The organism is Lacunisphaera limnophila, from assembly GCF_001746835.1.
Lineage (GTDB): Bacteria > Verrucomicrobiota > Verrucomicrobiia > Opitutales > Opitutaceae > Lacunisphaera > Lacunisphaera limnophila.
On sequence record NZ_CP016094.1, the window covers coordinates 1,950,387 to 1,975,683 of the forward strand.

A 25,297-nucleotide genomic window follows, 5' to 3' on the forward strand; every position below is an offset into this window, starting at 1 on the left:
CGGCGCCCGGCAAGGATGGGGCCATGAACACCCCGATCTGGGATGATCGCGACTGGCGGCCCCTGCCGACGCTCGTCGGGCCGGTACGGGCGGATGTGTGTGTGGTCGGGTTGGGTGCGTCGGGTCTGGCCGCGATCGAGGAGCTCGTGGACCAGGGCGTCGCCGTGGTGGGGGTGGAGGGGCAGGCCGTCGGGGCGGGCGCGGCGGGTCGCAACGGCGGCTTTGTGCTCGCGGGTCTGGCGAAGTTTTTCAACGAGACCGTGGTGCAATGCGGCGAGGCGGCCGCCGGGGCGATCTACCGGCAGACCGCGAGGGAGATCGCGCGGCAGGCCCAGGACATGCCGGCGATCGTGCGCCAGTCGGGCGCGCTGCGCATCGCGGCGGATGCGGCGGAACTGGCCGACTGTGCGCAGCACCTGGCCGCGCTCCGCTACTGTGGTTTTCCCGCCGCCGCTTACACCGGACCCGAGGGCGAGGGTCTGCTGCTGCCGGAGGACGGGGTGACGCAGCCCCTGCACCGCGTGCGGGCGGTGGCGCAGCGGTTGCGCCAGCGGGAGACCCGGCTCTACGAAAATTCGCCCGCCCGCAAGCTGGTGGCGGGGGCGGTCGTGACGGACCAAGGCACGGTGCATTGCGACAGCGTGATCGTGGCCGTCGACGGCCGGCTGGAGCGGATCTTGCCTGAATTGGCCGGGCGGGTGCGCACCGCGCGGCTGCAGATGCTGGCGACGGCCCCCGCGCCGGAGGTACAATTTTCCCGGCCGGTCTATTATCGCCAGGGCTATGAATATTGGCAGCAGCTGCCAGACCGAAGCATTGCGCTGGGCGGGTTCCGCGACCAGGCCGGGGACGAGGAATGGACAGGGGACGACGCCCCGACAGAGCGGGTCCAGGGCTTGCTTGAGAAATTCCTGCGCCAGCACCTCAAGGTGCGTGCGCCGGTCACGCACCGCTGGGCGGCGTCCGTGGGTTACACACCGGACGGCCTGCCGATCCTGGAGGAGGTACGGCCGAAGACCTGGGCCGTGGGCGGCTACAACGGCACGGGCAACATCGCGGGGGTGCTGGGCGCCCGCGCGGCGGCGCGGCTGGTCTGTGGGCAAGGTTCGGAATGGGCGGCCGCGCTGGCGGGGGCACGGGCGCATGCCGGCCGGCGGTAGGCGGGACGGGGCAGCTCCGCCCTAGAGATTTGACAACCGGCGGCCGGACCGTCAGCACTCTGCGCGATGATCTTCACCGCCGGCTTCTTCAGCTTTACGTTTGCGGGCTATTTTGCCCCGCAGAGCCGAGGCGGCGTTTCCCCAAGCAACCCCTGATCACAGGAAAATATTGCCAAGGAGCCGCCCAAACCCAGGGCGGCTTTTTTATTTTAACCACCAAACCCAAGAATATTTCCCGCGGATGACGCGGATAAACGCGGATAAAGAAACCCAATTCTGATGCCGTAGGTGCCTCATCCACGCGGCGTTGATCGACTCCCTCCCCAACCCCTTCCCCCATGATCCTCCCCAAAAACAACCGCCTGACCGAGACCGAAGTCGCCCAGCTCACCGTGATCGTCGGTGAGTTTGGCTGCCGCATCCAGCCGATCGTCGGCGACCTGCGGACCATCTACGCCATCGTCGGCGACGAGCGGCACGAGCTGATGATCAACCGCATTGAGGGCCTGTCGTTCGTGGACCGCGTGGACACGATCCAGTCGCCGCACAAGCTGATGGACATCAAGTCGGACCTCGCCCGCCACCGGGTGAAGGTCGGCGGGGTCACGCTGGGGGAGGAACTGCTCATCATGGCGGGCCACTGCACGATCGACCCGAAGAACCCGAATCTCTTCTACGAGACGGCCCAGGCGGTGAAGGAGGCCGGCGCGCACGCTATCCGCGGCGGCGTGTGGAAGCCGCGCACGAATCCCTACGCCTTCCAGGGCGACAACAAGTCCCTCGACATCCTGATGGAGGGCTCGCGCCGCACCGGCCTGCCGGTGGACACGGAGGTGATGGATGAGGAGCAGCTAAAGCTCGCCCTCGCCGCCGGCGTGCACGTGCTGCAGATCGGGGCGCGCAACGCCCTCAATTACTCGCTGCTCCGGCAGGTGGGCGCCGCCATCGCGGGCAAACCCGTCGCCGTGCTGCTCAAGCGCGGCATGCACACGGGCACGCTCAACGAGTTCATCTCCGCCGCGGAGTACATCGTGAACTTCGGCAACCCCAATGTCATCCTCTGCCCGCGCGGTACGCAGCCGGGGCTCGACGGCTACCGCAACCAGCCGGATGAGTCCATCACCCCCCTGCTCAAGGAGCGGACCTGGGCCCCGGTCGTGGTGGATCCCTCCCATTCCGTCGGCCGGGCCACCTACGTGCCGGCCTGCGCGCTCGCGGCCGTGGCCTACGGGGCGGACGGCCTGTGCATCGAGGCTCATGTCAGCCCCGCCCACGGGCTGGGTGACGACCCGAAGCAGGCGGTCACCCCCGCCGCGCTTGCGGGGTTGATCCGGGAGGCCAAGGCCCTCCATGCTCTGCGTCGCTCCCCCCGTTCCCCCGCCGCCACGTCATGAAAAAGCAACTCGCCCAGGTCCGTGCCCAAATCGACGCCCTCGACCAGAAGGTCGTGCGGATCCTCAACACCCGCCTGAAGTGCGCGCAGCGCATCGGCGAGCTCAAGCGCGGCGCGAAGACCCGCATCTACGTGGCTGAGCGCGAAGCCGACGTCCTGCGCCGGGTCGCCTCGGCCAACACCGGCCCGCTCAAGCCCGCCGCCCTGCAGGCCATCTACCGCGAGATCATGTCCGCGGCGATCTCCCTCGAGAAGCCGCTGTGCGTGGCCTACCTCGGGCCCGAGGCCACCAACACGCATGCCGCCGCGTTGCGCAAGTTCGGCTCCAGCGTGGACTACCGCCCGATGGCGACCATCGCCGACATCTTCACCGCGGTGGAGAAGGGCGAGGCGGACTACGGGGTCGTCCCGGTGGAGAATTCCACCGAGGGCTCCGTGCGCGACTCGCTCGACCTGTTCGTGGAGACGCCGCTGAAGATCGTCGCCGAGCTGCACCAGGAGATCGAGCACACGCTGCTTTCCCGCGAGCCGCTCGCGAAGATCAAGAAGGTCTACTCGAAGGACCAGGCGCTGGCGCAGTGCCGCCGCTGGCTGCAGCGGCACCTGCCGCACGCGCAGCTGGTGGACGTGGACAGCACGGCCTACGGCGTGCAGATCGCGGCGAAGGAGAAGGGCGCCGCCGCCATCGCGCCGCGGCTGGCCGGTGAGCGTTACGGCGTGCCGGTCGCGGCCACGCATATCCAGGACCTGAAGAACAACACCTCACGCTTCGTCTTCCTCGGCCGCGAGGCCTCGGGCTCGGCCGGCAGCGGGCACGACAAGACCAGCCTGCTGGTGTCGTTGCACCACGAGTCCGGGGCGCTCCTGCGCGCGCTGCAGCCCTTCAACCGCCGCAAGCTGAACCTGACGCGCATCGAGTCGCGGCCGAGCAAGCTCAAGCCGTGGGACTACATCTTCTTCCTCGATGTCACCGGCCACTATGACGATCCGGCCATGCAGGCCGCGCTGAAGGAGCTGAGCCGGAAATGCCCGCTGGTGAAATGGCTGGGGAGTTATCCGGTGGCGAAGCGCTGATTCCCGATTGGGCGGGCGTGGGGACTGTAGGGCGATCTCGCCCTACAACAGATCCGACCAAGCCAATAGCGACGGAACCGTCGGCCGCCTCAGGCGCGCCGGCGGCGCGCGGCCAGCAGGAGCAGGCCGCCGCCGAGGGCCAGCAGCGCGTAGGTCGAGGGCTCCGGGATGGCGACGACAGGGGCCACGGAGAGAAAGGTGCCGCCGCGGGCGGACAGGAGGAAATCGCCGGCGCCGCCGGTGTTGGTGAACGTGGTCAGGGCGTTGGGCCCGCTGTTGAGGAAGGCGCCCTCGGTCATCGATCCGGGCACCTGGTAGTACAGCGGGGTCGTGGCCGCCGCGCCGGTGTGGAAACCGGCGACCGCGTTGCCGTGATCCCAGGTGATGGTCTCGTAGTTCAGGAAAATGTCGAAATTGCCGACGCCCGTGTCGGCACGGCTGACCAGGACGAGCTCGAAGGTGTTCGGGCTGGTGCCGTTGGAAAATTCGCCGACCCCGTTCCATTTGACCGCGAAGGCCGCATGGCTGTCCACCAGGCCGGTGCCCCACGTCACGGTGCCGACGGCGGAGGTGTCCACATCGGAGAAAAACGCCGCGATGATGGGCAGGGTGAGGGACTCGTTGGTGGCGTAGGTCGCATCCAGGGGGACCGGCACGTAAACGCCGCTGCCCTCCCCGAAGCTGATGTAGCCGTTGTTGCTGACAAAAGTCTTGGAGTAGGTCGTGCCGCCGAAGTTGATCGAAAAGCCCAGGTCCTCGCCGAGGGGGTTGCCATTGCTTCCGGCGGTGGCCCCCAGGTTCCCGCTGTGGTTGTCATCGTTGGCGTAGAGGCTGCCCGTCTGGACGTAGGACTGGATCACGACCTGGGCGGGCAGGGCGCCGGCGCTCAAGCCGGCAAGCAGGCAAAGAATAGGATATAAACGATGACGTGAGATGAACATGGGCCCGGTGTTCCGCGAAAGGACTAAGCACTAACTGTGCTATCGCCAGTGCAATTCTTGCGCTGACCTCCCGTATTTTGGCTCGGCACCGGGCGATGGTTGGGGTTTATTTGGGTGTGGCCGCCATGAAAATACTTTTCGTCACTCCTGAGGTTGAACCATTTGTGAAAGTCGGCGGGCTGGCCGATATGACCGGGGCGCTGCCAAAGGACCTGGTGCGGCAAGGGCATGACGTCCGGGTGGTTTGCCCCGCCTATGGGTCCGTGCGACGGGTGGGTGACTGGCAGGCGAGGCCGGAGCCATTGGGCGTGGACGTGGGCGGGGCCAGCCAATGGGCGCGGGTGTGGGAGACGGTGCTGCCGGGATCCCGGGTGCCTGCTTATTTTCTCGAGAATCACGATCACTTCGCGCGTCCGGAGGTCTACACGGGCCCCTGGGGGGCGCATGCGGACAACGACCTGCGGTTCGCTTTTTTCTGCCGCGGCGCGCTCGCGCTCTGCCAGCAGCTCGACTGGGTGCCGGATGTCATCCACTGCCATGATTGGACGACCGGCCTGCTGCCGCTGATGTTGAACACGACGCTGCGCGACACGCCGTTGGCGCGCACGGCGACGGTGTTCACGATCCACAATCTCGAGCACCAGGGGTGGTCGCCGGCGCGCGTGGTGGACTTCGCGCGGCTGCCCTGGGGCGAGTTTCACCGGGACGGGCTTGTGTCGAACGGCATGGTGAACCTGATGAAGGTCGGCCTGCTGCACGCGACGAAGATCACCACGGTCAGCCCGACCTACGCCGGGGAGATTCGCACGCCGGACGGCGGGTTCGGGCTGGATGGCGTGCTCAACTTCCGGGCGGCGGATCTGTTGGGCATCCTCAACGGCATCGATGACGAGTCGTGGGACCCCGCGCGCGACCGGTCGCTGCCGGCCCACTACTCGGCCGCCGATCTGGCGGGCAAGGCCGTGTGCAAGGCGCGGCTGCAGCAGCAGCTGGGCCTGGACGTGAAGCCGGGTGTGCCGCTCTTCGGCGTGGTGTCGCGCCTGGCCGCGCAGAAGGGGCTCGACCTGCTGGCGGAGGCGCTGCCGCGCATCCTGGACCGCATGGACGTGCAGTTCGTGCTGCTCGGCAACGGCGAGGCGAAGCTCGAGAACGATTTCCGGTGGGCGGCCGACGCCTACCGCGGGCGGTTTGGGGCGCACCTCGGATTCGACGGCGGGCTGGCACGCCTGATCCAGGCGGGCAGCGATTTCTTCGTGATGCCCAGCCGCTCCGAGCCGTGCGGACTCACGCAGATGTACGCGATGCGTTACGGCACGCCGCCCGTCGTGCGGGCCACGGGCGGATTGGTCGACACCGTGCAAAATTTCGTGGAGGGGCAGCCGGTGGGCACGGGCTTCGTGTTCGGCGATGCGACGGTGGCCGCGCTGACCGACACGATCGGCTGGGCCTGTGCGACGTACTACGACCGCCCCGCCGAGCTGGCCGCACTGCGGCTGCGTGGCATGGCGCAGGATTTTTCGTGGCGGTCCAGCGCCAAGCACTACGTGGACCTGTATCGCTGGGCGGTGGCGGCGCGGGTGGGCGGGTAGACGGTGCCTTGCAGTTGGCGCCCGGCGACCGGGGAACCCCGGCCCCGGGTTACGTCAGCCATTTTTCCATCACGGCATTGGGCAAGTCGACGCCCCGGGTTGGAACGATCTGGTGCCGGACCACCCGGAATCCCTGGCGCAGGAAAAAGGGCTGGGCGGTGACGCTGGCCTGGGTGTGGACGCGCGTCGCGCCGTGATCGCGGAGGGATTTTTCCGCGGCCTGGTAAAGGGTCGTCGCCACTCCACGCCGCCCGTGGGCCGGATCCACAAAAAGCAGATCCAGGTAGCCCTCGACCGTCCACGAGCAGAATCCCGCGAGGACGCCGGCGGATTCCGCCAGCAGCACTTGCTGCCGGGCCAGCCGCTCCCGCCAGCGGGTCAGATCGGGCGAGGGCGGGGACCAGGCGGCTCGCTGCTCCAGCGTGTAGTGCGCGCCAGCCGTCTGATGTACCGCATCGTGGAAGAGCCGGGCCAGCTGCGGCACGTCCGCGGGTTGGTGGGATCGCAAAACTATCGCCGCGCTCATGTCGCGTAGATCTAGTATTTGTCCATCACCTGCCACATGACCCAGCTCAGGCCGAGGCTGAAGATGATGAGGCCGGCGAGGCCGAAGACCACGGTGATGACGTTGATGCCGCTGAGAAACACGCCGCCGAGAATGGCGACATTGCCACCGACGATCAGCAGCCAGAATTCGCGTTTCCGGCGGGATTTCACCGCCTTGATCTCGATTTCGCCCAGGCCGTGCTGCTGGGCGGCCCGGCGGTTCGCCTGCAGGACGGCGTAGACATCGTTCGGGTCATCAGCCTTCGCCGGGCCTACGGCTGACAGGTCCGCCTTGGGGGCGGCTGGCCGGGCCGCGGGATTCGGCCGGGTGCCGGCGGCGATCGCCAGATCCTTGGTCGTGGGCAGCGGCGCCGCGCCCGGCGTGATCACGTTGTCGCGCTTGAACTCGCGCTCCTTGAAGCCGTAGTGCTTGCGGGGAGGATCGAGTTCGTCGGGCACGGCATCAGAAATGAAAAAAGCGCGCCGGAGTCGACGCGCTTTTGTGTCGGGGGCGGAGACCCCGCCCGACAATTTACGGTCTCCCGCCGTCGGACTTGGAGGGATGGACCTTCTCGTCGTAGGTGCGCGCGAGCCAGGCCGGCGGGACGGGGACGATGCAGATGTTCAGGGAACGGTTATCCTCGGAGAGCATGGCCGATTGGATCTGGATGCGGGTGCCGTCGGGGTGGAAGGTCGGGTGGATGTGGTCGGCTGCGGTTTCCTTGTGGCCGGTGGTGAGGAGCATCATTTCATTCGTGCGGCGGTCGATGAGGTAGAGGCTGCGGGCGAAGTCGTCGCCCACGGCCCAGCGGCCGTCGGGCGAGCCGTGGACGTGCCACAGGCCGCTGCCACTCTTGGTCTGGCCTGCGATATAGAAATGGTCCGTGCGGAGATTGATGATGCCCAGGCCGGTCGGGTGGACACGCGTGCCGCTCGGGCCCCAGGCGTCGTCGGTGCCGGGTGCGCGATGGCCCATGAGGGCGATGGCGACCTCGTCGGGCCCGATCACCGCCTCGTGTGTGACCCAATCATAGGGCGCCTCGGGGTAGAGTTTGCGCAGGCCGGTGCCGTCGGCCCGGACGGTCCAGGTGCGTTGCGGGGATTTGCCACCGGTTTCCCAGCAGAAGACGATCTCGCCGGCTTTCCAGGGGTTGGACTGAATGTGGCCGACCTGGAAGGGGACGGCGACGACGGGGGTGACCTCGCCGGTGGCGAGATTCATCTTGGCGACGCCGGACGGGCCGGCGCCCATGTTGCGTGGGCCGAAGGTGGCTTCGATCTTGGTGTCGGCCGGGAGGAGCTTCGTGGCGCCGTCCTTATGCAGACGGAAGTAGGCGAAGTCCTCGTTGGCATCGATGGCGAGTTCGCCGCCGCCGCCAATGTCCAGGGGGATGGTGCCGAAGACCTGTTCATAGGCCGCGGCCGGCTGCATCGTACCGGCGGCGCTGTCGGCGAACACGCGGGCCAGGTCGATCGCCACCACCTGCAGCGGCACGCGCGGGCGCTCGACGCGCGGCTGGCCGGGTTGCGGGGGGCGGGGATAGGCGTCGGGGCTGGTGTGGTTTTCGGGGCGGGTGAAAAAGAGCCGCATCGATTTCTGCGCGACGCAGAGGGCGCCCTGGTAGCCGGTCTCGGTCACCTGCACGATGTCGCCGGTCGTCTCGTGCACGGCCATGGCCTGGCCGCGCACGCGGTTGGAACGGAAGACCACCCATTGGCCGTCGGCGGTCCATTGCGGGTGGGTCGGGTAGATCTTGGAGTCGCCGGCCGGCGTGCTGGTGAGGAAGGTGAGCGGCGTGCCGGTGATGGGGTCGGTCACAATTTTTCGCTCGGACGGGAAGCGGCGGCCGAGCTGGGCCGCGGCCGGGAGGGCCAGGGTTTGCGCGAAGACCAGGGTGACGACGAGAGTGAGGAGGAAGCGGGGACGCATGGGGTTTCGGGGTGAAGGGCGGGGCGGCCGCCGGGAAGGCGGGAAGGCATGGGAAGGTGACCGGGACGCTTATCCCGGATCAGGGGTGACCGAACATGCACCGAAATACCGCCGGCGCGGACGGGAAGTTGGGTTTACAGTCAGATTTCAGGCCGGGCTGGCCGGACGGGGCTCAGGCCCGGGTGCCGCGCTGCTTCAGCCGGTCGAAGCCGACGGCGGCGAGGAGGATCAGGCCGGAGGCGATGTATTGGTAGAACGTGGGCACGTTGAGCAGGTTCATGGCGTTGCGCACGGTGCCCATGATCAGGACGCCGGCGATGACGTAGCTCATCTTGCCGATGCCGCCATTCAGCGACACGCCGCCGAGCACGCAGGCGGAGATGACGTCGAGTTCCAGTCCTTGGGCGACCATGGGCTGGCCGCTGGTCATGCGGGAGGCGAGGACGATGCCGGCCACGGCCGAGAGGAGGCCCTGCAGGGTGAAGATCGTGATGCGAAGGCGGTCGATGCCGATGCCGGCGAGGCGGGCGGCCTCGGCGTTGCCGCCGAGGGCGAGGGTGTTGCGGCCGAAGGTGGTGCGCTCGATCAGGAAGCCGAACAGCGCGAAACACCCCAGGCAGATCCAGACCGGTGTGGGCAGGCCGGCGAAGGCGGAGTTGCCGAGGGTGAAGAATTCCTCGCGCACGACGCCGACGGCGCGGCCGTCGGAGACAAGGTAGCCGAGGCCGCGGACGATCTGCATGGTCGCGAGCGTGGCGATGAGGGCGTTGATGCCGGCCTTGGCGATGAGCACGCCGTTGACCAGGCCGACGAGGGCGCCGGTGCCGAGGCCGGCGGCGAGACCGAGGGCCACGCTGTCGGTGCGGTTGGTGATGACGGCGGTGACGACGCCCACGCAGGCGACAATGGAGCCGACGGAGAGGTCGAAGGCCCCCGCGGCGAGACAGAACAGCATCGTGCAGGCGATGATGCCGATGGTGGAGACGGAGAGGAGCAGGCCCTCCATGTTGGCGGCGGAGCGGAAGCCGGGCACCGCGACGGAGCAGGTGGCGAAGAGCGCGGCGAAGACGACGAGCATACCGGCGCGATCCCAGAAGATCTTAAAGGGGGAGACTTGGTGACTCATGAAAGGGGAGGGGGTTGGCCACGAATAGGCAGGAAGGACATACCTCGGTCAGGAAGCGGCGGGGAGGGCGGCCTTGAGGACGGATTCCTCGGTGGCGGCAGCGCGGGGGAACTCGCCGGCCAGCGCGCCGCCGCGCATCACGAGGATGCGGTCGGCCAGGCCGAGGACCTCGGGGAGCTCGCTCGAGACGAAGAGCACGCCGACCCCGCGCGCCGCGAGTTGCTGCACGAGGGCATAGATCTCGCTCTTGGCCCCCACGTCGATGCCGCGCGTGGGTTCGTCGAGGAGGATGACCTTCACGTCCTCCGAGAGCCAGCGGGCGAGGATGACCTTCTGCTGGTTGCCGCCGGAAAGGTGGACGATGGCGGTTTCCGCCGAGGCGGTCTTCACGCCCAGGGTGGCGATGTGCGTGGCGGCGTTGGTCCGCTCCCAGGCCTGGTTCAGAATGAAGCCGCCGAACGCATGGTGGCGGCGGGCGCTGAGGTTGATGTTCTCGTGGACCGGGCGCACGGGCAGGATGCCGTCCCGCTTGCGGTCTTCGGGGCAGTAGACGAGGCCGGCGGCAATGGCGTCCGCGGGGCGGGCCAGCGCTACCGTTTCGCCGGCGAGCCGGAGCACGCCGCCGGTGCGGGTGGTGGCGCCGTAAACCAGGCGAAGCAACTCGCTGCGGCCGGCCCCGACTAGCCCGAAGAGGCCGACAATCTCCCCTTGTGTCACGCTGAGGCTCACGGGGGCGCTCAGGCCGGGGCCGGTGAAGTCCTGGATCTCCAGCGCCGGCGCGCCCAGCGGACGCGGCGCGTAGTTGAAGACGTTGCCCAGGTCGCGGCCGACCATGAGGCGGATGATGTCATCCACGGCGAGCCCGGCCAGGGTGTCGCAGGTGCGAATGTGGCGGCCGTCGCGCAGCACGGTGACGGCATCGCAGAGGGCGAAGACCTCATCCATGCGGTGCGTGACGTAAAGGACCACGTGGCCGCGGGCCTTGAGGTCGCGGATGACGGCGAAGAGGCGATCGACCTCGCGGGAGGAAAGGCTGCTCGTGGGTTCGTCAAAGGCGATGACGCGGGCGCCGTGCGTGAGGGCCTTGGCGATCTCCACCAGCTGGCGCTGCGCGATGGGCAGGTGGCCGACCGGGGTGTCGGGGTCGATCTCCTCGCCCACCCAGGCGAGGGCGCGGCGGGCGTCGGCCCGGAGCTGCCGGCGGTCGATGAGGCCGCTGCGGGCGGGGAGGTGGCCGAGGAATAGGTTCTCGGCGACGCTCATCCCGGCCACGAGGTGCAGTTCCTGGTAGATGACGGCGACGCCGGCCGCGAGGGCGGCGGCGGTGTCCGGGAAGCGCTGGCGCACCCCGTCAATCACCAGCGCGCCGGTGGTGGGGGTGTAGGCGCCGCTGAGGATCTTGAGCAGGGTGGATTTGCCCGCGCCGTTTTCACCCATGAGGGCGTGGATGCGGCCGCCTTCCGCGGTGAAGGAAACGCCGTCCAGCGCGCGGACGCCGGGGAAGTCTTTGGCGACGGAATCGAAGGAAAGGCAGGTGGCCATGCGGCGAACAGCGGGGTGGGGCGGAGACGGGGGCAGGCGAGCATCCGCGGGGAAGTCGCGGGTGTGAATCCTAATTGCGCGGCCGGGCGGAAAAGCGACTGGTGGGGGCGGGGATGGATTTCCTGTAACCTCGCGGGGCGGGCCGGGTTCTTGAGGGGACTCATGATCTCGCACCTGCGCCTCGCCCTGCGCTCGCTCGCCCGCTCGCGGGGGTTCGCCCTCATCGCCGTGTTCACGCTCGCGGTGGGCATCGGCAGCACCACCGCCATCTTCAGCACGCTCCAGGCGCTGGTGATCGCGCCCTTTTCCTACCCCGCCTCCGACCGGCTCGTCCATGTCTGGTCGGGCGACGGCTGGCCGCTGTCGCCGGCAGACTCGCACGACCTGCGGACGGAATCGGCGAGTTTCACCGCCTTCGGCATCTACCAGCCCCAAAACTTCAACATCGGCCAGGAGAGCAGCGCGCAGTCGGTCTCCGGCGCCGTCGCCACGGCCGACGTGCTGAAGGCCTTCGGTGTGGCCCCGCTGCTCGGGCGCGGGCTCGAGCCGGCCGACGAGGTCCCCGGGGCGCCCTATGTCGTGATCCTCAGCCACGCCCTCTGGCGGCAGCTCCACGGCGACGACCGCACGGTGATCGGCCGCAAGGTGCGCGTGAACGGCGGCGAGGCCGAGATCATCGGCGTGATGCCCGCCGGCTTCGAGTTTGCCAGCCCGTGGATGCGCACCGAGGACTGCCAGCTGTGGGCGCCGCGGCGGATGGACGAGGACGAGAAGAAACAGCGCGACAGCCATTACCTGCTCGGCGTTGCCCGGCTCAAGGAGGGCGTCACGGTCGAGGCGGCGGACGCAGAGATCAAGACGATCGGCCGGCGCCTGACCCAGCTTTACCCGAATTCCAACACCCATAAGGAATTCCTCGTGCGGACGCTACACGACGAGATGACCCGCGAGGTGGCGAAGCAGGTGTGGCTGCTTTTCGGGGCGGTCGTGCTGGTGCTGCTGGTCGCCTGCGGCAATGTGGCCTCGATGCTGCTCGCGCGCAGCGCCCGCCGGCAGGGTGAGTTCGGCGTGCGCGTGGCCCTGGGCGCCTCCCGCGGCGACCTGCTGAAGCTGGCGCTGACGGAGAGCGCCGTGCTTGCGCTGGCCGGCGCCGCGCTCGGCGTGGCCCTGGCCGCGGGCGGGGTCGAGGTGCTGCGGGCCATCGCGCCCGTGAGCGAGGCGCGGCGGGCGGCGATGGCCCTGAACGGCCCCGCGCTCGGTTTCGGCCTGCTGGCCACGGCCCTGACCGCGCTGCTGGCCGGCCTGCCGCCGGCGCTGGCGGCCATGCGCACCTCCGTCGCCGGCGTGCTGCGCGCCGACGCGCGAGGCGCGGTCGGCTCGGCCTCGCGGCACCGCATGCTGCGCGGGTTGGTCATCGCCCAGGTGGCGGTGGCGTTCGTGCTGGCGAACGGCGCCGTGCTGTTCTCCCAGGCCTACCTGAAGATTGTGGCGGAAAACCGGCTGCTGGCCACCGACGCCGTGGTCACGGCGCGCGTGACGCTGAATGGCGATCGCTATGCGGAGGACGCCGAGCGCGTGCGGTTCTGGCAGGCCCTCGTGGAGCGGGTGCGCGCGTTGCCGGGGGTGACGCATGCCGCCGTCACCTCGAAGCTGCCGCTCCAGGGGGGCAGCAACACCAACGCCCTCGTCAACGACCAGACCTACGACCCGACGATCCAGCGGATGCAGGTCGAGCGCTCGTCGGTCACCGAGGACTACTTCGCCGCCATGGGGCTGCGCCTGTTGCGGGGCCGCCTCCTCCAGGCGGAGGACCGCACGGGTGAGATCCGCGGCGTGGTCGTCAACCAGGCCTGCGTGGATCAGGCCTGGCCGGGCAAGGACCCATTGGGTGAGATCATGCGCGCCAACCAGCCCGAGAATCCGTGGTTTGTGGTGCGGGTGGTGGGCGTGGTGGAAAACGTGAAGCAGTGGAGCGCCACCCAGCGGGAGGTGCGGCCCGAGATGTACACGGCCCCGGAGGGCCATTGGGGCCGCTCCGTCCACCTCGTGCTCCGCTCGCCGCTGCCGGCCGGGCAGCTGGCCCCCCTGCTGCGCCGCGAACTGGCCGCGCTCGACGGCGAACTGGCGCTGCGGGACGTGCGCACGATGCGCCAGGTGGTCGAGCGCGCCACCCAGGGGGAGCGCGCGGTGGCGGTTCTGGTGAACTTTTTCATGGCGACGGCGCTGGGCCTCGTTGCGGTCGGGCTCTACGGCACGCTCTCCTACTCGGTGCAGCAGCGCACCCGGGAGATCGGCGTCCGCGTGGCCGTCGGCGCGCTGAAGGGCGACATCGTGAGGCTGGTTTTCACGCAGGGCGGCCGCTGGGTCGTCGTCGGCCTGGCGCTCGGACTCGCCGGCAGCGTGGCGCTTTCATCCGCCTTGCAATCGCTCGTCTACGGGATGGACGGGCTGACGGTCCTGCCGCTGGCGCTTGCGATGCTCGCCGTCGGCGTGGCCGCGCTCCTGGCCTGCTGGTTGCCCGCGCGCCGCGCGGCCATGCTCGACCCGCTCGAGGCGTTGCGGGCGGACTGAGGCAAGGCAGGGACCGGAAACTTCAGACCGGAAACCGGAAAATTATTTGTGGCCGCATCCTCCGGGGCGGTGGTGATTCATTCCTCAGGTTTGAGGTTTCATCTTTCAGGTCTTGGTTTTTGCAGTAGCCTCCAAGCATGGCCGTACACCAGACCACGCTGACGATCCGCACGAAGGGGGCGGGGACTTACGAGTTCACGGACGAAGTGGCGCGGGCCCTGCGGGCGAGCGGGTTGGCGCAAGGGGTGGCGACCGTCTTTTGCCCGCACACCAGCTGCAGCCTCGTGCTGATGGAGAATGCCGATCCCTCGGCCCGGCGCGACCTGGAGGCGTGGCTCGACCGGCTCGTGCCGCCGACGGACCCGCATTTCACGCACACCCTCGAGGGGCCGGACGACATGCCCAGTCACATCAAGATGGCGCTGACCCGCACCAGCGAGACGATCCCCTTTGCCGACGGCGAGTTGCTGCTCGGCACGTGGCAGGGGATCTTCCTGTGGGAGCACCGGCGCGCCGCGCACACGCGGAACATCGTGCTCAGTTTCCTGGGTTGAGGGGACAAGGGCGGGCTTGTCCGGGTCCGGGCCGGGCGCGAAACCAGACCCGTTGGAGGCGGCTCAGGGCGCCGCGACCGGCAGGATTTCCGCCAATGTCAGCTCGAGGGTGATCACCCTTAACGGCCAGCGTGGTTCCTCCACCCGTTGGAGTTGTCCATACACAGTCACGGTTGCGCCCTTGGCCGGGACGGCGTTCGACGTTTTATCGGCGCGGGCTCCGGGGGTGAGCTGCGCCACGACGCGGTACCGGGACAGTTCGCCCTTGTCGTCCGTGAACTCGATCTCGGCCGTCTTCGCGTCGTAGGATTTGACCGTGCCGGTGTAGCGGTAGCGCTGGTCCAGCCAGTTGTCGTGGAGCTTCTGGCGGTTGAGGTTCTTCACGACGCCGTTTTTCGGGGCGTAGCGGCCGGTCGCATCGAAACTGGAGGTGAGCCGTCCCGGATTGTCGGGCACCCACACGGCGCGCAGGAGGGCCGCGGGATCGAGCAGGGGTAAGCCGGAGGCGAGGGCCAGGTTGATCTTGGCTTCGCCGCGGTCCTCCACGGTGACCGCCGCCACCAGCGTGGGGAAATTCGGGGCCGAGAGCCTGATCTTCTTGGGTCCCACCGGGACCTCCGCGAGGGTAAGGGGCGTTTGTCCGATGGCCTTGCCGTCGAGTTGGACCGCCGCGCCGGCGGGGATGGTCTCGATGATCAGTTTGCCGTGGGGCAGGCGGGCGGTCGCGGTGGCTTCCACGTTCTCGGTGATGGTGATGGGGAAGATGAGCGTGGGCCAGGCGGGGTATTCGAGGGTGAGTTTGCTTTCACCGACCGGCAACTCGAGCAGGAGCAGGGGTGTCTGGCCGAGCACGGCCGGGCCGAGTTTGACGGTGGCCCCGCTGGGTTCGGATTCCAGGTGCAGCGCCCCGCTCTTGAAATTCATGACCACCTCGGTGGTGCGGCCGGCGACCACGTCCACCGCCCCAGCCAGCTGAGGCCAGCCCTCGGAGCGGACAACGACGGCGTAATGGCCCGGGGGCAGGCCGGTGAGCTCGCGGTTGACGGGACCGCTGATCCCGGCGGTGGCGGCATCGCCGGTGGCGGTGAGGTGGGTGGCCTCGACGGACGCGTCGGGGCGGTTGGATTGCACGAGGAGCCGGCCGGTGGCCTGGGCCTGGGCGGCGACGGCGGCGGCGCGTTCCGCCTCGGGCGATTTGCCGCAACCGCCGGCCAGCAAGGTGAGGGCGGCCAGGGCGAGCGGAACCAGTCGCCGCCGGCACTCATGTCCCCGTGACGTCGGCACAGGGCGAACCGAGGCGTGGGTCGCCCGTGGAGGCGTCGGGTTGCATGCAGTGGAATCCATGGAGAGTCGGCCCATCGCATTGACGCCGTTGTGCTGCTCCGGGGCAATGGGTTTCTGGTGAAAAACCTATCAAGCCCGGGTGGGGGCGGCGGTGTCCCGGGTGCGCTCCCGCATTGTCTTCTGCGCCGGGATGGCCAGCAAGGAGGCCATGCCCTTGTCGCTTCCGGAATTGTTTCCCGACCAAGACTATCGCTTCCACCTGACGTTGCGGAAGGGGGATCTGGCCGGGTTTTTCCGCCAGCCGGATCCGGTGGTGCTCGCGGAACGTCAGCGCTGGTTCGGGGAGGATCCGGGCCGCTATGTCGTGGGTGAGGCCGACGCGGAGCCGCTGGTGGCGGAGGCCGAGGCGCTGGCGACCGGCTGGGTGGGTGGGGCGGCGACTCCGGCGGGTGACGTGACCCGGCGCCTGGCCCGGCTGGGCGGGCGGTTGGAACCTGATCTCGTGTTGATGGCCCGGGAAGCCGACGGGGTTTTCCGCCTGCGGGCCGGGGCAGTGTGTTTTCCCTCGGCGTGGGTGCCGGCCGAGAAACACGGCCTGACACTCGATGAAATCCATGGCGTGGTGCCGGGGCTCAATCCGGCGCTCGCACCCGCGATCGGCCAGTTTCTCCAGCGGTTGCGGCCCGGCGCGCCGTACGAGCGCGCCAATTGGGGGCTGGCGGCAACGCCGGAACTCAACCTGCATCCGGCGCTCGGCCGGCCGCGGCTCAGCGCGGGCCTGGGGCCCGCGCAGCTTTGGGTGCGCATCGAGGACCAGATCCTCGCGGCGCTGCCGGTGACGGGAGGCATCCTCTTTGGCATCCGCGTGCGGGTGGTGGAGCTGGCGCAGTTGCTCGCCGAGCCGGCGCTGCGCGCGGGCCTGCACCGTGCGCTGGTGACGATGCCGTCGGAGTTGGCGGCCTACAAAGGGCTCGTATCCGTGCGGGACGAACTGATCCGGATGTCCCGGGGCTGATCGGGCGTGGCGCCGCAGGAACCGCGGGCGTGGCAGCAGGCGGGGCAAAGTATTTCATCGCCGACCGTCACGGCGTCCGGCTGACCGCATTCATGGCACGTGGCCGGAGGATCTGGGGGTGAGAGGTCGGACATAAGGGCGGGCCAAGGACGAGCGACCGGTCAAAGCCCTTCGTATTCTGCCGGCACCGCCTGGAGTGGGGAGAAGCCGATGAAGTCGGCGAGCCCGACAGGCGGCCAGATTTCCGGGGCCTGGATCCGGGCGGTGGAGTCGTAGGCGAGAAAATACGTCACCCGGGTGCCGGCCGGGCCGGGTTCGGCGGGCAGCGAGCCGGCGGGGAAATAGTAGGTGCGGGGCTCATCCTTCGTTTCCCAGCCACCCGCGAAAAGGCGGCCCCGATTCCAGGGTTTGCGATGCTGCAAAATGGGGCGCTGCCGGATGAGGACGGCGTCGAGCACCCGGCCGCGGTCGGCGGCCAGGGCGTCCCGCATCTGTTGTTCCCATCCCGCGCGGGGCGCCGCCCAGGTGACGGTGGCGATGCGCTTCTGCCAGTCGGCCACGACCTCGGCGGTGACGGCCGCGGCCGGCCGGGTGCCGCGGATTTCCAGCTCGAGCACATAGCCCCGGGTCGCCGGCTCGGGTTGCACATACAACAGGGTGGCGAGCGCGACCGCCGTGGCGACGGTGGCGAGCAGGACCCATTGCCCGCGGGCGGGCAGGGGCAGAAAACGGAACACGACATACAGCAGCAGGCCGAGCCCGAGTCCGGCCGGGCCGCTGAAGAGGATGCCGACCACCGGTCCAAGGTTGGACTCGGGGATGAAGACCATCGGCCCGAAGAAGCCGGCGGCAAAGCCGGTCACGCCGAGGATGATGATCCAGAGAAATCCCGGTGGTTTGGGCGCGGCGTGATCCAGGTCCACGGGCTGATGTTTCCGGATCAATCCGTGTGATCAAGGCTGATTGTAATCGTGCGAGCTGCCATGGGGCGCCTCGCACGGGCTGGATCTGGCTGGGCCGGATCCCCTCACACTCTGGCCGGCTTAGGGTGGGGAGAAGCCGCGGCGGCGGCGGCGCGGGGCGTGACCGCATGGATTTTCAGGCGGCGGATGCCACCGGGGGTGGGCCATTCGACAATGTCGCCGGTGCGATAGCCGATGAGTGCGGTGCCGACGGGCGTGAGGATGGAGAGCCGGCCCGCGCCGATGTCGGCCTGCTCGGGCAGGGTGAGCTGATATTCCTCGATCTCGCCCGTGTAGAGATCCTCGATTTTCACGTGGGCCCCCAGGCTAACGATGTCTGCGGGCAGGGCGGCGGGATCGATGACCGTGGCGCGGTCGAGTTCGCCGCGGAGCCGGTCGATCGTGGCGGAGCCACCCGACGGAGAGAGCGCACTCACGAGGAGGCGTAGCTGGGTATGATCATTGCGGGTGATATAGAGGGGGGAGAGGGTGGTGGGCATGGGGGAGGAGGGTGGAGGTGATTCGGGTCTGGTTGTTGGTTGCTCGGCGGGTGAACGCGCGCGGGCCCGGGGGATGCGGGAGCATCCGGCGGGCGGGATCGGGCGGTCTGGCGCTGGTCAGGCGCGCGGCGTGATGATCTGCGGGGTGATGACCTGACGCGGCGGGATCTCCACGCGCAGCACGCGCGACGGCGCGCCCGCGCGGGCGGAGAGCACCGGCGAGGCCACGGGCTTGAGGAGGCAGGCGCCGCCTTGGTTCACGATGGTGGTCAGGCCCTCGGCGTGGATCGCGATGTCACCGGTGATGACAAAGAGCAGCTGGTCGTCGGGCGACGGGCTGGCCGGCAGTCTCGTTTCGGTGTCGGGAGCGAGCGTGAGGAGGCTGCAGGTGAAACCGCGTTGCTTGAGCACGGGGCTGATCTGGAGGAGGTCGGAGGGGAGTTCGAGGGTGGTGAGGGAGGAGTTCATGGTGATGAATGGCTGGAGGGTTGGGACACGGCAAAATCCGGACGCGGCTGCGCCCGGGTGGAAAAAGCGAATGCACGCACTCGCGACGGGTGGACGGGCCCGATGGGGCTCTCGCAGGCGGGACGAAACAGCCGGTGCCGGCGGCTCAGCCTGCGAGGCCGGCCGCGCCAGGGAAGATGGCAGGCATCATGTTACCGCGGAGATGGAGATGACGTTTCATTTTTTCGCGGCAGCAGGTGCTTGAGGCACCATTGGCCACAAACGGCGTTTGTCAAATGTGGCGGACCTCACGCGGGAATGTTGGCCCGCGAGATGCGCAGCATCTGGTTCTAAACACTGTCGCCGGCGTCGCCGATACGGATCCATGCGGTCCGCTATGGGCCAGCGAGCTTGCTCGCGCCCTGGGAAGCGCCCGCCAGCTGGCTGCGTAAACCAAGCATTATTCAGTTTCGTTGGTTCAGCGCAGGCGCGGGGCTTGACTGCATCGCTCCGGCTCAGTTGGCCGTCACGTCGGTGACGGCCGCCGGGAGGTGGGCGCTGGCCGCTCGGAGCGTGATCACGCCCGGTTCGCCGGTTGACTGGACGATGACTTGGGCGAGACCGTTGAACGCGGCGCGCTGCCACGGTGGCGCGGCCTGTTGGATGCGGAGGGACAAGGGATGGAACTGCGCCAGGCCCTCGCGGTCGCGCCATTCCGGGTAGACAGGCGATACCAGCCTGAGCTTGTTTCCGGCGGGCTTGAGCTTGCCCCCGGTGTTGGCCAGCTCGACCCGGGAGTGCGCGGGATCCGCGTCGCGGTAGAGGATTTCGCCATTTAACTCGGCCGTTTGCCGCGGTCCGAGCGTGTTCAGGAGCAGGGAATATGTCTCGCCGTCCGCGGGTGGCGGCAGGTCGAATGTCGTCTCGAAAGTCACCTCGCCGGTATTCACCGCGGGATTGGGGGCGGCCCATTCCCCGAGGGTAACGCTGCGACTGGAGCCCACGAATTGATCGGCCTCGAGCGACGAGGGATCTCCATTGCCGACCCCGATGATCCGTCCCGGTCCGCTGATGGTGAAACCGACCAGGTCTCCTGCGGTCGGCACGAGGCGGCCGGCCGCGTCGCGGATTTCGACCGTGACCACGGCAACGTCCCGCCCGTCGGCCTTGATCGCGGGGCGATCGGGAACCAGGACCACGGCGGCGGCGGGGCCGGTCGTCTCGACCTTGGTTGTGAGCGTTTCCTGGCCGGGGCGATACCCCTGGGCCACAAGCATTCCCGGGGCGTAGCGGACCGGCCAGGCGAGGTGGCCATTCGGCTCCATCTTCTTACGGCCGAGGGTTGCCCCGTTGAGGAAGAGTTCCACCTCCTCGCAATTACTGTGGGCGCGCACCTCGATCTCCTGACCCTCGCGGCCGGACCAGTTCCAGTGCGGGAAGATATGCAGGACAGGTTCGTCCGTCCACCACGCCTTCAGGTAGGAGGTGCCGTCCTTGGGGAAGCCACAGGTGTCGAGGATGCCGAACTGCGACGAGACCGCGGGGAAGCCAAAAGGCGTCGGTTCGCCGCGGTAGTCGAAGCCCGTCCAGAAAAACACACCGGCGGCCCACGGCCGCGCCGCGTAGTGCTTCCAGCCCAGTTCCGCGTTGCCGCCGGAGGTACCATCCTCCTGCGGCGCCAGATGGCCGCGGGCCTGGTCGGTGACGTAGATGCCGCGGGTCTGCTGGTTGGTCGTTTCCTCGGTGCCGAGAATGATCTGCCCGGGAAACCCGGTATGCTGCCGGTCGGTGTCGCCCTGCCGGATGTAGTTCACGCCCAGGGCCTGGACGGTGCGGGAGATGCCGCCCCAGCCGCCGCTGATCGCGGCGCTGACCGGGCGGGTGGGATCGAGGCGGTGCGCGAAGTTCTGCATCGGCAAGGTGATACGCGCGCCCTTGATGTTGCCCTCGATGGCCCATTCCTCGTTGCCGATTGACCACATGATGACGCTCGGATGGTTCCGGTCGCGGCGGATCAGGCGCTCAAGCGGGTGGAGGTGCCAGGCGTTGATGCCCATGAGCCGGTTCTCGTCGATCACGAGCAGGCCGAGTCGGTCGCAGGCGTCGAGCAACTCGGGGGTGGGTGGATTGTGCGAGCAGCGATAGGCGTTGCTGCCGAATTCCTTCAGCTTCCGGAGGCGGAACTCCTGCAGAGCATCGGGGATCGCGGCACCGACGCCGGCGTGGTCCTGGTGGTTGTTGGTGCCCTTGAGCTCCACCCGCCGTCCGTTGAGGAAGAAGCCGGCGTTGGGATCGAAGCGAAGTGTGCGGATGCCGAAGGGCGTCTCGTAACGGTCCACGATCTGGTCTGCCCGGCGCAGGGTCGTGACAAGGGTGTGTCGCACGGGAGTTTCAAGCGACCAGAGTTGGGGCGAAGCGACCGCGATCGCGTCGGTGAGGGTCGTGGTTTCGCCCGCCGCGAGTTGCAGTGGGCGGCGGTTGGTTGCGAGCACGCGGCCGTCGGGCGCGACGACCTCCTGTTCCAACGTGCCGCTGGCGGCCTCGTGACCCTCATTGACGACCTGGGTGTCGACGGTGACGGTCGCCTCCGGGCCTGCGACGTCAGTGCGCACGAAGGTGCCTTCACGGGCCACGTGCCACGGCGCGGTCTTGGTCAGCCAGACGTGGCGGTAGATGCCCGCGCCCTCGTAGAACCAGCCCTCCTCGATGGTGGCGTCCGCGCGCACGGCGATGACGTTGTCGCCACCGTAGTTGAGGTATTCGCTGACATCGTAGCTGGTGCCGAGGTAACCGCTGGGTTCCTCGCCGACGAGGAAACCGTTCACAAACACACGGGCATTGCGGTAGATGCCGTCGAACTCGAGCGAGATCCGGCGACCCAGGTCGGAGGCCGCGATGGGAAACGTGCGGCGATACCAACCCACGCTAGTTTCCGGGAAGGCGGCGCCGATCGGCCGGTAGCCGTGGCTGGCCTTGCCGCGGCGGTCGAAGGGCAGTTCGACCGCCCAGTCGTGCGGGAGGTCGATTTGGCGCCAGCCACGGTCGTCAAAGGCTATGCTCGCCGGGCCGTCGCCAAAACCGGTCTTGGCGAGATAGGAAAAGTAGCCCGTGCCATGGCCGAAATCGCGTGCTGGGTCACTGGCGTGGCCGAGGGCGAAACGCCAGCCGGCGTCGAGCCGGATCTTTTCGCGGGGGGGCGCGGCGGGCTCCGCCTGCATTGAGGCCAAGGCCAGGGCGAACAGGAGGCACGTGGCGATGAACAGGCGGTATGGGGCGGGGGACAGGAAGATCATGCAGATAAGGGGAGAGCTTGCATTGTATACCTGCACGACCGGACCAGCTATCTGAAAGACGGGCGAGGAATGCGCGTATCTTGCTTTTTAGTGGAGCATGCGAAGGTACAGGCAGGTGGAGGCGGATACCGTGACCCTCCCTGACGCCAGCGGGCGAGTATTGCATCATCCCTTGACCGGGCGGGGACCCGCGGTAACTTCTGGGAAAGGAATCCATTTATGAACACGCGCAGAAGGTTTCTGACCCAATTGGCGGTGGGAGCGGCGGGGATGACGATGGCGACGCGCTCGTGGGCGTCGGTCATCGTGCCGAAAAAGAAGGACCGGCTTGGCGTGGCACTCGTGGGGCTCGGCTACTACAGCACGGATCTCCTCGCACCGGCCCTGCAGCTCACGACCCAGTGCCGGCTCGCGGGCGTCGTGTCCGGCACGCCGGCGAAGCTGGCGATGTGGCAGCAGCGGCACGGGCTGCCGGAGGCGAATCTCTACAACTACGACAACTTTGACACGATCGCCAACAACACGGACATCGACGTGGTCTACATCGTGTTGCCGCCGTCGATGCACGCGGAGTACACGATCCGCGCCGCGCGGGCGGGGAAGCACGTGTGGTGTGAGAAGCCGATGGCGCCTTCGGTCAAGGAGTGCGAGGCCATGATCAAGGCGTGCCGGGACCATGGGGTGACGCTCGCGATCGGCTACCGGCTGCACCACGAGCCGAACACCCAGCGGATCATGCAATTTCGCCGCGAGCAGAAATATGGGCCGGCGGTCCGCGCCACGGCCGAGGCCGGTTATGTCGACCCGCGGAAGGATCACTGGAAGCAGAAGAAGGCGATGGGCGGCGGCGTGATGGGCGACATGGGCGTCTATCCGCTCAACGCGATCCGGTACGGGGTTGGGCTCGAGCCCATCGCGGTCACGGCGCAGGCCTCGACCACCCGGCCGGAGATCTACACCGAGGTGGAAGAGACCATGGCATTTCAGCTGGAATTTCCGGGCGGAGCCACGGCCGCCGGCGAGGCGAGCTTCGGCAAACGCATGAACCGGCTGCGGGTGGGGAACACGCAGGGTTGGTATGAGCTGTCGCCGTTCCAGAATTACAGCGGCATCAAGGGCACGACCAGCGACGGCGTCGCGCTCGACGCCGTGGTGCCGAACCAGCAGGCGAAGCAGATGGACGACGATGCCGCCGCCATCATGCACGGCACGCCGCTGCTCGCCCCCGGCGAGGAGGGGTTGAAGGACACGATCGTCGTGGAGGCGATCTATCGCGCCGCCTCCTCGGGACAGAAGGAGAAGGTCGGGTAAGGGGAGGGGCGGCCAGCGGCCTCGGTTACAGCTCCAGACGCCGGTCGGGGGAACATAGTCCCGGTTGACAGACTCCAAGGTCGGCATCGTGCTTACGCCTATGAAGCTCAAAACCAATTTTGCCGCGACGCTGGGTTTGTCCGGCCTTTTGTTCCTGCTGATCGCCGGGGTGGCTCGGGCCCAGAACCTGCCGGGGGACGCGGAGCTCATCGTGTCGCCGACGCCGATGCACCTGACGGCCGAGGGCGAGGGCGTGAGCGGGCAGCTGCCCGTCGCCCCGGAAATCTACAACGCCGAGACGACCGGGGATCTGGTCTACGCGATCACGGTCGAGCCGCTGTTTGGGCGGGTCGGTCTGGCCGGCGGCGACCAGGAGGATTTTTTCCTGAACAAGGGCGGGCGGTCCGGCTATTTCGCCTACCAGCCGCGCGAGGATTTCGTGGGGGAGGATTCCTTCACCTACACCGTGCGCAACGAGAGCACCGGCCTGGTTTTCCAAAACAAGGTGGTGATCGAGGTGAAGCCCGCGGCGCCGCTCGTGCTGGACAAGCTGGTGATCACCGCCCCGCGCGAGCGGGCCAACGCCGAGCATGCCGTGGTCCTGCTGACCCGGCCCAACCAGGCCGTGTCCAAGAAGATTCCCAGCCACGAGGATTTCATGCCGCCGGCGGAGCGGGCCAACCTCGTTGCCCCGCAGGTGGCGTATGCCTTGGATGAGGAGGTCCGGCCGCAGCACGGCACGGCCAAGCTGGACCGGGCCAGCGGCCAGCTTACCTATGCGCCCGACCCCGGGTTCATCGGCGAGGACCGCTTCCACTACTACACCTTTGACGAGAACCATCCCCGGCTGGGCGTGGAGAACATCGTGATCGTGACCGTCGAGCCGATCCGCGACCCGAAGCACCTCGTCGCCGACCGCACCAAGAGCCGCGAGGTGGACCTGGTGTTCGTGATCAACAACTCGCCCTCGATGGCGTCGCACCAGGGACGCATCGCCGACAACCTGCGTCGTTTCCGCAAGCTCTTCGACGAGCGCCAGCTCGACTACCGGATCGCGGTGCTGACGACCGACTTTGTCAACGTGGGCGGCAGCCGTCGGGCCGGCGACAAGGGTCCCTTCAAGAAAGTCCGTTCGGTGGAGCTCGACGCCGCGGGCAACCCGGTGCTCGACCGCAAGCAGCGGCCGAAAGCGCTCACCAAGCAGGTGGCGAGCAACGGCGGCCTCGTGACGCTGCCCGTGCTGCCCCAGCCATGGGTGACGCCCACGACGCCCGACGGCGTATTTGCCGAGCTCGTGAAGGTGGGCACCAACGGCTCCAGCAACCGCACGGCTTTTACGGCGGTCTATAACTTCGTTTCGAACTACCAGCACCAGCAGCACGCGTTGCTGCGGCCGGACGCGACCACGATCGTGGTCTACTTCATGGACGAGGAGGAGACGCGCATGGCGGTGTGGAAGGATCTGAAAAACGGGGAGCGCGAGGCCGAGTGGATCGAGAACGGCAAGCTGCCGGAGCTGCTGACGCAGTTCAACAAGCGCAACTCCGGCAAGCGCCAGACCCTCGACAGCTATATCAACTTCTGGGTGCTGCGTCCCTTCATCATCGTGAAGGGCAACAAGCGCGGAAAGATCGAGATGCACGCCGTCGTGTCACCCGGCAACGTGTCGCATCGCCGCGCCGCCGAACTCACGGGTGGCACGGTTCTGAACATTGACAGCGACTTCTCCGGCCCGCTGGCCGCGCTCGGCGACCGCATCGCCGACACCGTGGCCGTGGCACTCGAACCCGTTGGTCCCGGGGCCACGCTCTACAAGAAGAGCCTTCGCGTGCTGGTGGATGGGGTGGAGGTGAAGGCCGATCCGGTGGACGGTTGGGTCTACGACGAGCTGACGCACAGCATCCGCTTCCAAGGCGCGGCCAAGAAGCTGGCCTTTGCCGCGAAGGTGGACGTTAGCTACGAGGAGCATCGCTGAGGGGGCGGGGGAAGATGTCCGCCGGCACGAGGCTTTCTTCGTGCCGGCGCCGCGGCGAACCTGTTTGCTATGGGCCGGGGTTGA

At 68.1% G+C, this 25,297-nt stretch carries 20 protein-coding genes; 9 read left to right on the forward strand and 11 right to left on the reverse strand.

Annotation, left to right across the window (positions count from 1 at the left end):
- Positions 1 to 23: 23 nt before the first annotated feature.
- The 3 genes from Verru16B_RS08080 to pheA all read left to right on the forward strand — a co-directional run bounded on the left by Verru16B_RS08080 (position 24) and on the right by pheA (position 3,627).
- On the forward strand, positions 24 to 1,160 hold the full coding sequence (locus Verru16B_RS08080; RefSeq protein ID WP_069961804.1) for an NAD(P)/FAD-dependent oxidoreductase: 1,137 nt from the start codon (positions 24 to 26) through the stop codon (positions 1,158 to 1,160).
- Positions 1,161 to 1,498: 338 nt separating this feature from the next.
- Positions 1,499 to 2,554, forward strand: a complete 1,056-nt coding sequence (locus tag Verru16B_RS08085; RefSeq protein ID WP_069961805.1) for a 3-deoxy-D-arabino-heptulosonate 7-phosphate synthase — start codon at positions 1,499 to 1,501, stop codon at positions 2,552 to 2,554.
- Complete coding sequence (pheA, locus tag Verru16B_RS08090; RefSeq protein WP_069961806.1) at positions 2,551 to 3,627, forward strand: prephenate dehydratase; 1,077 nt, start codon at positions 2,551 to 2,553, stop codon at positions 3,625 to 3,627. Before Verru16B_RS08085 ends, pheA begins: the two co-directional genes overlap by 4 nt.
- Positions 3,628 to 3,716: 89 nt before the next feature.
- Here pheA and Verru16B_RS08095 read toward each other — a convergent pair whose 3' ends face one another.
- On the reverse strand, positions 3,717 to 4,517 hold the full coding sequence (locus Verru16B_RS08095) for a nidogen-like domain-containing protein (RefSeq protein WP_069961807.1): 801 nt from the start codon (positions 4,515 to 4,517) through the stop codon (positions 3,717 to 3,719).
- Between the two features lie 176 nt (positions 4,518 to 4,693).
- On the opposite strand from Verru16B_RS08095, the gene glgA reads away from it, so the two are divergent.
- Positions 4,694 to 6,157, forward strand: coding sequence for a glycogen synthase GlgA (glgA, locus tag Verru16B_RS08100; RefSeq protein WP_069961808.1), 1,464 nt, complete (start codon positions 4,694 to 4,696; stop codon positions 6,155 to 6,157).
- 49 nt (positions 6,158 to 6,206) lie between these two features.
- Here glgA and Verru16B_RS08105 read toward each other — a convergent pair whose 3' ends face one another.
- The 5 genes from Verru16B_RS08105 to araG form a co-directional block, all read right to left on the reverse strand.
- The gene (locus Verru16B_RS08105) at positions 6,207 to 6,683 is read right to left on the reverse strand and encodes a GNAT family N-acetyltransferase (protein ID WP_069961809.1); all 477 of its coding nucleotides are present in this window, start codon (positions 6,681 to 6,683) and stop codon (positions 6,207 to 6,209) included.
- Between the two features lie 11 nt (positions 6,684 to 6,694).
- Positions 6,695 to 7,162 carry a hypothetical protein gene (locus tag Verru16B_RS08110; RefSeq protein WP_069961810.1) on the reverse strand — a complete coding sequence of 156 codons (468 nt, stop codon included), beginning with the start codon at positions 7,160 to 7,162 and terminating at the stop codon, positions 6,695 to 6,697.
- A 73-nt stretch (positions 7,163 to 7,235) separates the two neighbouring features.
- Positions 7,236 to 8,633, reverse strand: coding sequence for a hypothetical protein (locus Verru16B_RS08115; protein ID WP_069961811.1), 1,398 nt, complete (start codon positions 8,631 to 8,633; stop codon positions 7,236 to 7,238).
- Positions 8,634 to 8,805: 172 nt separating this feature from the next.
- Positions 8,806 to 9,759: an L-arabinose ABC transporter permease AraH gene (araH, locus tag Verru16B_RS08120; protein WP_069961812.1), complete on the reverse strand. Its 954-nt coding sequence runs from the start codon at positions 9,757 to 9,759 to the stop codon at positions 8,806 to 8,808.
- Between the two features lie 48 nt (positions 9,760 to 9,807).
- Complete coding sequence (araG, locus tag Verru16B_RS08125; RefSeq protein WP_069961813.1) at positions 9,808 to 11,301, reverse strand: L-arabinose ABC transporter ATP-binding protein AraG; 1,494 nt, start codon at positions 11,299 to 11,301, stop codon at positions 9,808 to 9,810.
- 162 nt (positions 11,302 to 11,463) lie between these two features.
- Between araG and Verru16B_RS08130 the strand changes: the two genes are divergently transcribed.
- Positions 11,464 to 13,872, forward strand: a complete 2,409-nt coding sequence (locus Verru16B_RS08130) for an ABC transporter permease (protein ID WP_069961814.1) — start codon at positions 11,464 to 11,466, stop codon at positions 13,870 to 13,872.
- Between the two features lie 137 nt (positions 13,873 to 14,009).
- Complete coding sequence (locus Verru16B_RS08135; RefSeq protein WP_069961815.1) at positions 14,010 to 14,426, forward strand: secondary thiamine-phosphate synthase enzyme YjbQ; 417 nt, start codon at positions 14,010 to 14,012, stop codon at positions 14,424 to 14,426.
- A gap of 63 nt (positions 14,427 to 14,489) precedes the next feature.
- Here the strand turns inward: Verru16B_RS08135 and Verru16B_RS08140 are convergent, their stop codons facing one another.
- The gene (locus Verru16B_RS08140) at positions 14,490 to 15,770 is read right to left on the reverse strand and encodes a PEGA domain-containing protein (RefSeq protein WP_169829284.1); all 1,281 of its coding nucleotides are present in this window, start codon (positions 15,768 to 15,770) and stop codon (positions 14,490 to 14,492) included.
- 130 nt (positions 15,771 to 15,900) lie between these two features.
- On the opposite strand from Verru16B_RS08140, the gene Verru16B_RS08145 reads away from it, so the two are divergent.
- Positions 15,901 to 16,725, forward strand: coding sequence for a heme-dependent oxidative N-demethylase subunit alpha family protein (locus tag Verru16B_RS08145; protein WP_069961817.1), 825 nt, complete (start codon positions 15,901 to 15,903; stop codon positions 16,723 to 16,725).
- A gap of 161 nt (positions 16,726 to 16,886) precedes the next feature.
- Here the strand turns inward: Verru16B_RS08145 and Verru16B_RS08150 are convergent, their stop codons facing one another.
- The 4 genes from Verru16B_RS08150 to galA form a co-directional block, all read right to left on the reverse strand.
- Positions 16,887 to 17,648 (reverse strand): hypothetical protein, encoded by a 762-nt coding sequence (locus Verru16B_RS08150; protein WP_157772342.1) that lies wholly within the window; start codon positions 17,646 to 17,648, stop codon positions 16,887 to 16,889.
- Between the two features lie 104 nt (positions 17,649 to 17,752).
- On the reverse strand, positions 17,753 to 18,187 hold the full coding sequence (locus Verru16B_RS08155; protein WP_069961819.1) for a GreA/GreB family elongation factor: 435 nt from the start codon (positions 18,185 to 18,187) through the stop codon (positions 17,753 to 17,755).
- A gap of 117 nt (positions 18,188 to 18,304) precedes the next feature.
- Positions 18,305 to 18,655, reverse strand: a complete 351-nt coding sequence (locus Verru16B_RS08160) for a hypothetical protein (protein WP_069961820.1) — start codon at positions 18,653 to 18,655, stop codon at positions 18,305 to 18,307.
- Between the two features lie 494 nt (positions 18,656 to 19,149).
- The gene (gene galA, locus Verru16B_RS08165; RefSeq protein WP_069961821.1) at positions 19,150 to 21,927 is read right to left on the reverse strand and encodes a beta-galactosidase GalA; all 2,778 of its coding nucleotides are present in this window, start codon (positions 21,925 to 21,927) and stop codon (positions 19,150 to 19,152) included.
- Between the two features lie 219 nt (positions 21,928 to 22,146).
- Between galA and Verru16B_RS08170 the strand changes: the two genes are divergently transcribed.
- Positions 22,147 to 23,238: a Gfo/Idh/MocA family protein gene (locus tag Verru16B_RS08170; RefSeq protein WP_069961822.1), complete on the forward strand. Its 1,092-nt coding sequence runs from the start codon at positions 22,147 to 22,149 to the stop codon at positions 23,236 to 23,238.
- Between the two features lie 100 nt (positions 23,239 to 23,338).
- On the forward strand, positions 23,339 to 25,213 hold the full coding sequence (locus Verru16B_RS08175; protein ID WP_069961823.1) for an Ig-like domain-containing protein: 1,875 nt from the start codon (positions 23,339 to 23,341) through the stop codon (positions 25,211 to 25,213).
- Positions 25,214 to 25,297 lie beyond the last annotated feature (84 nt).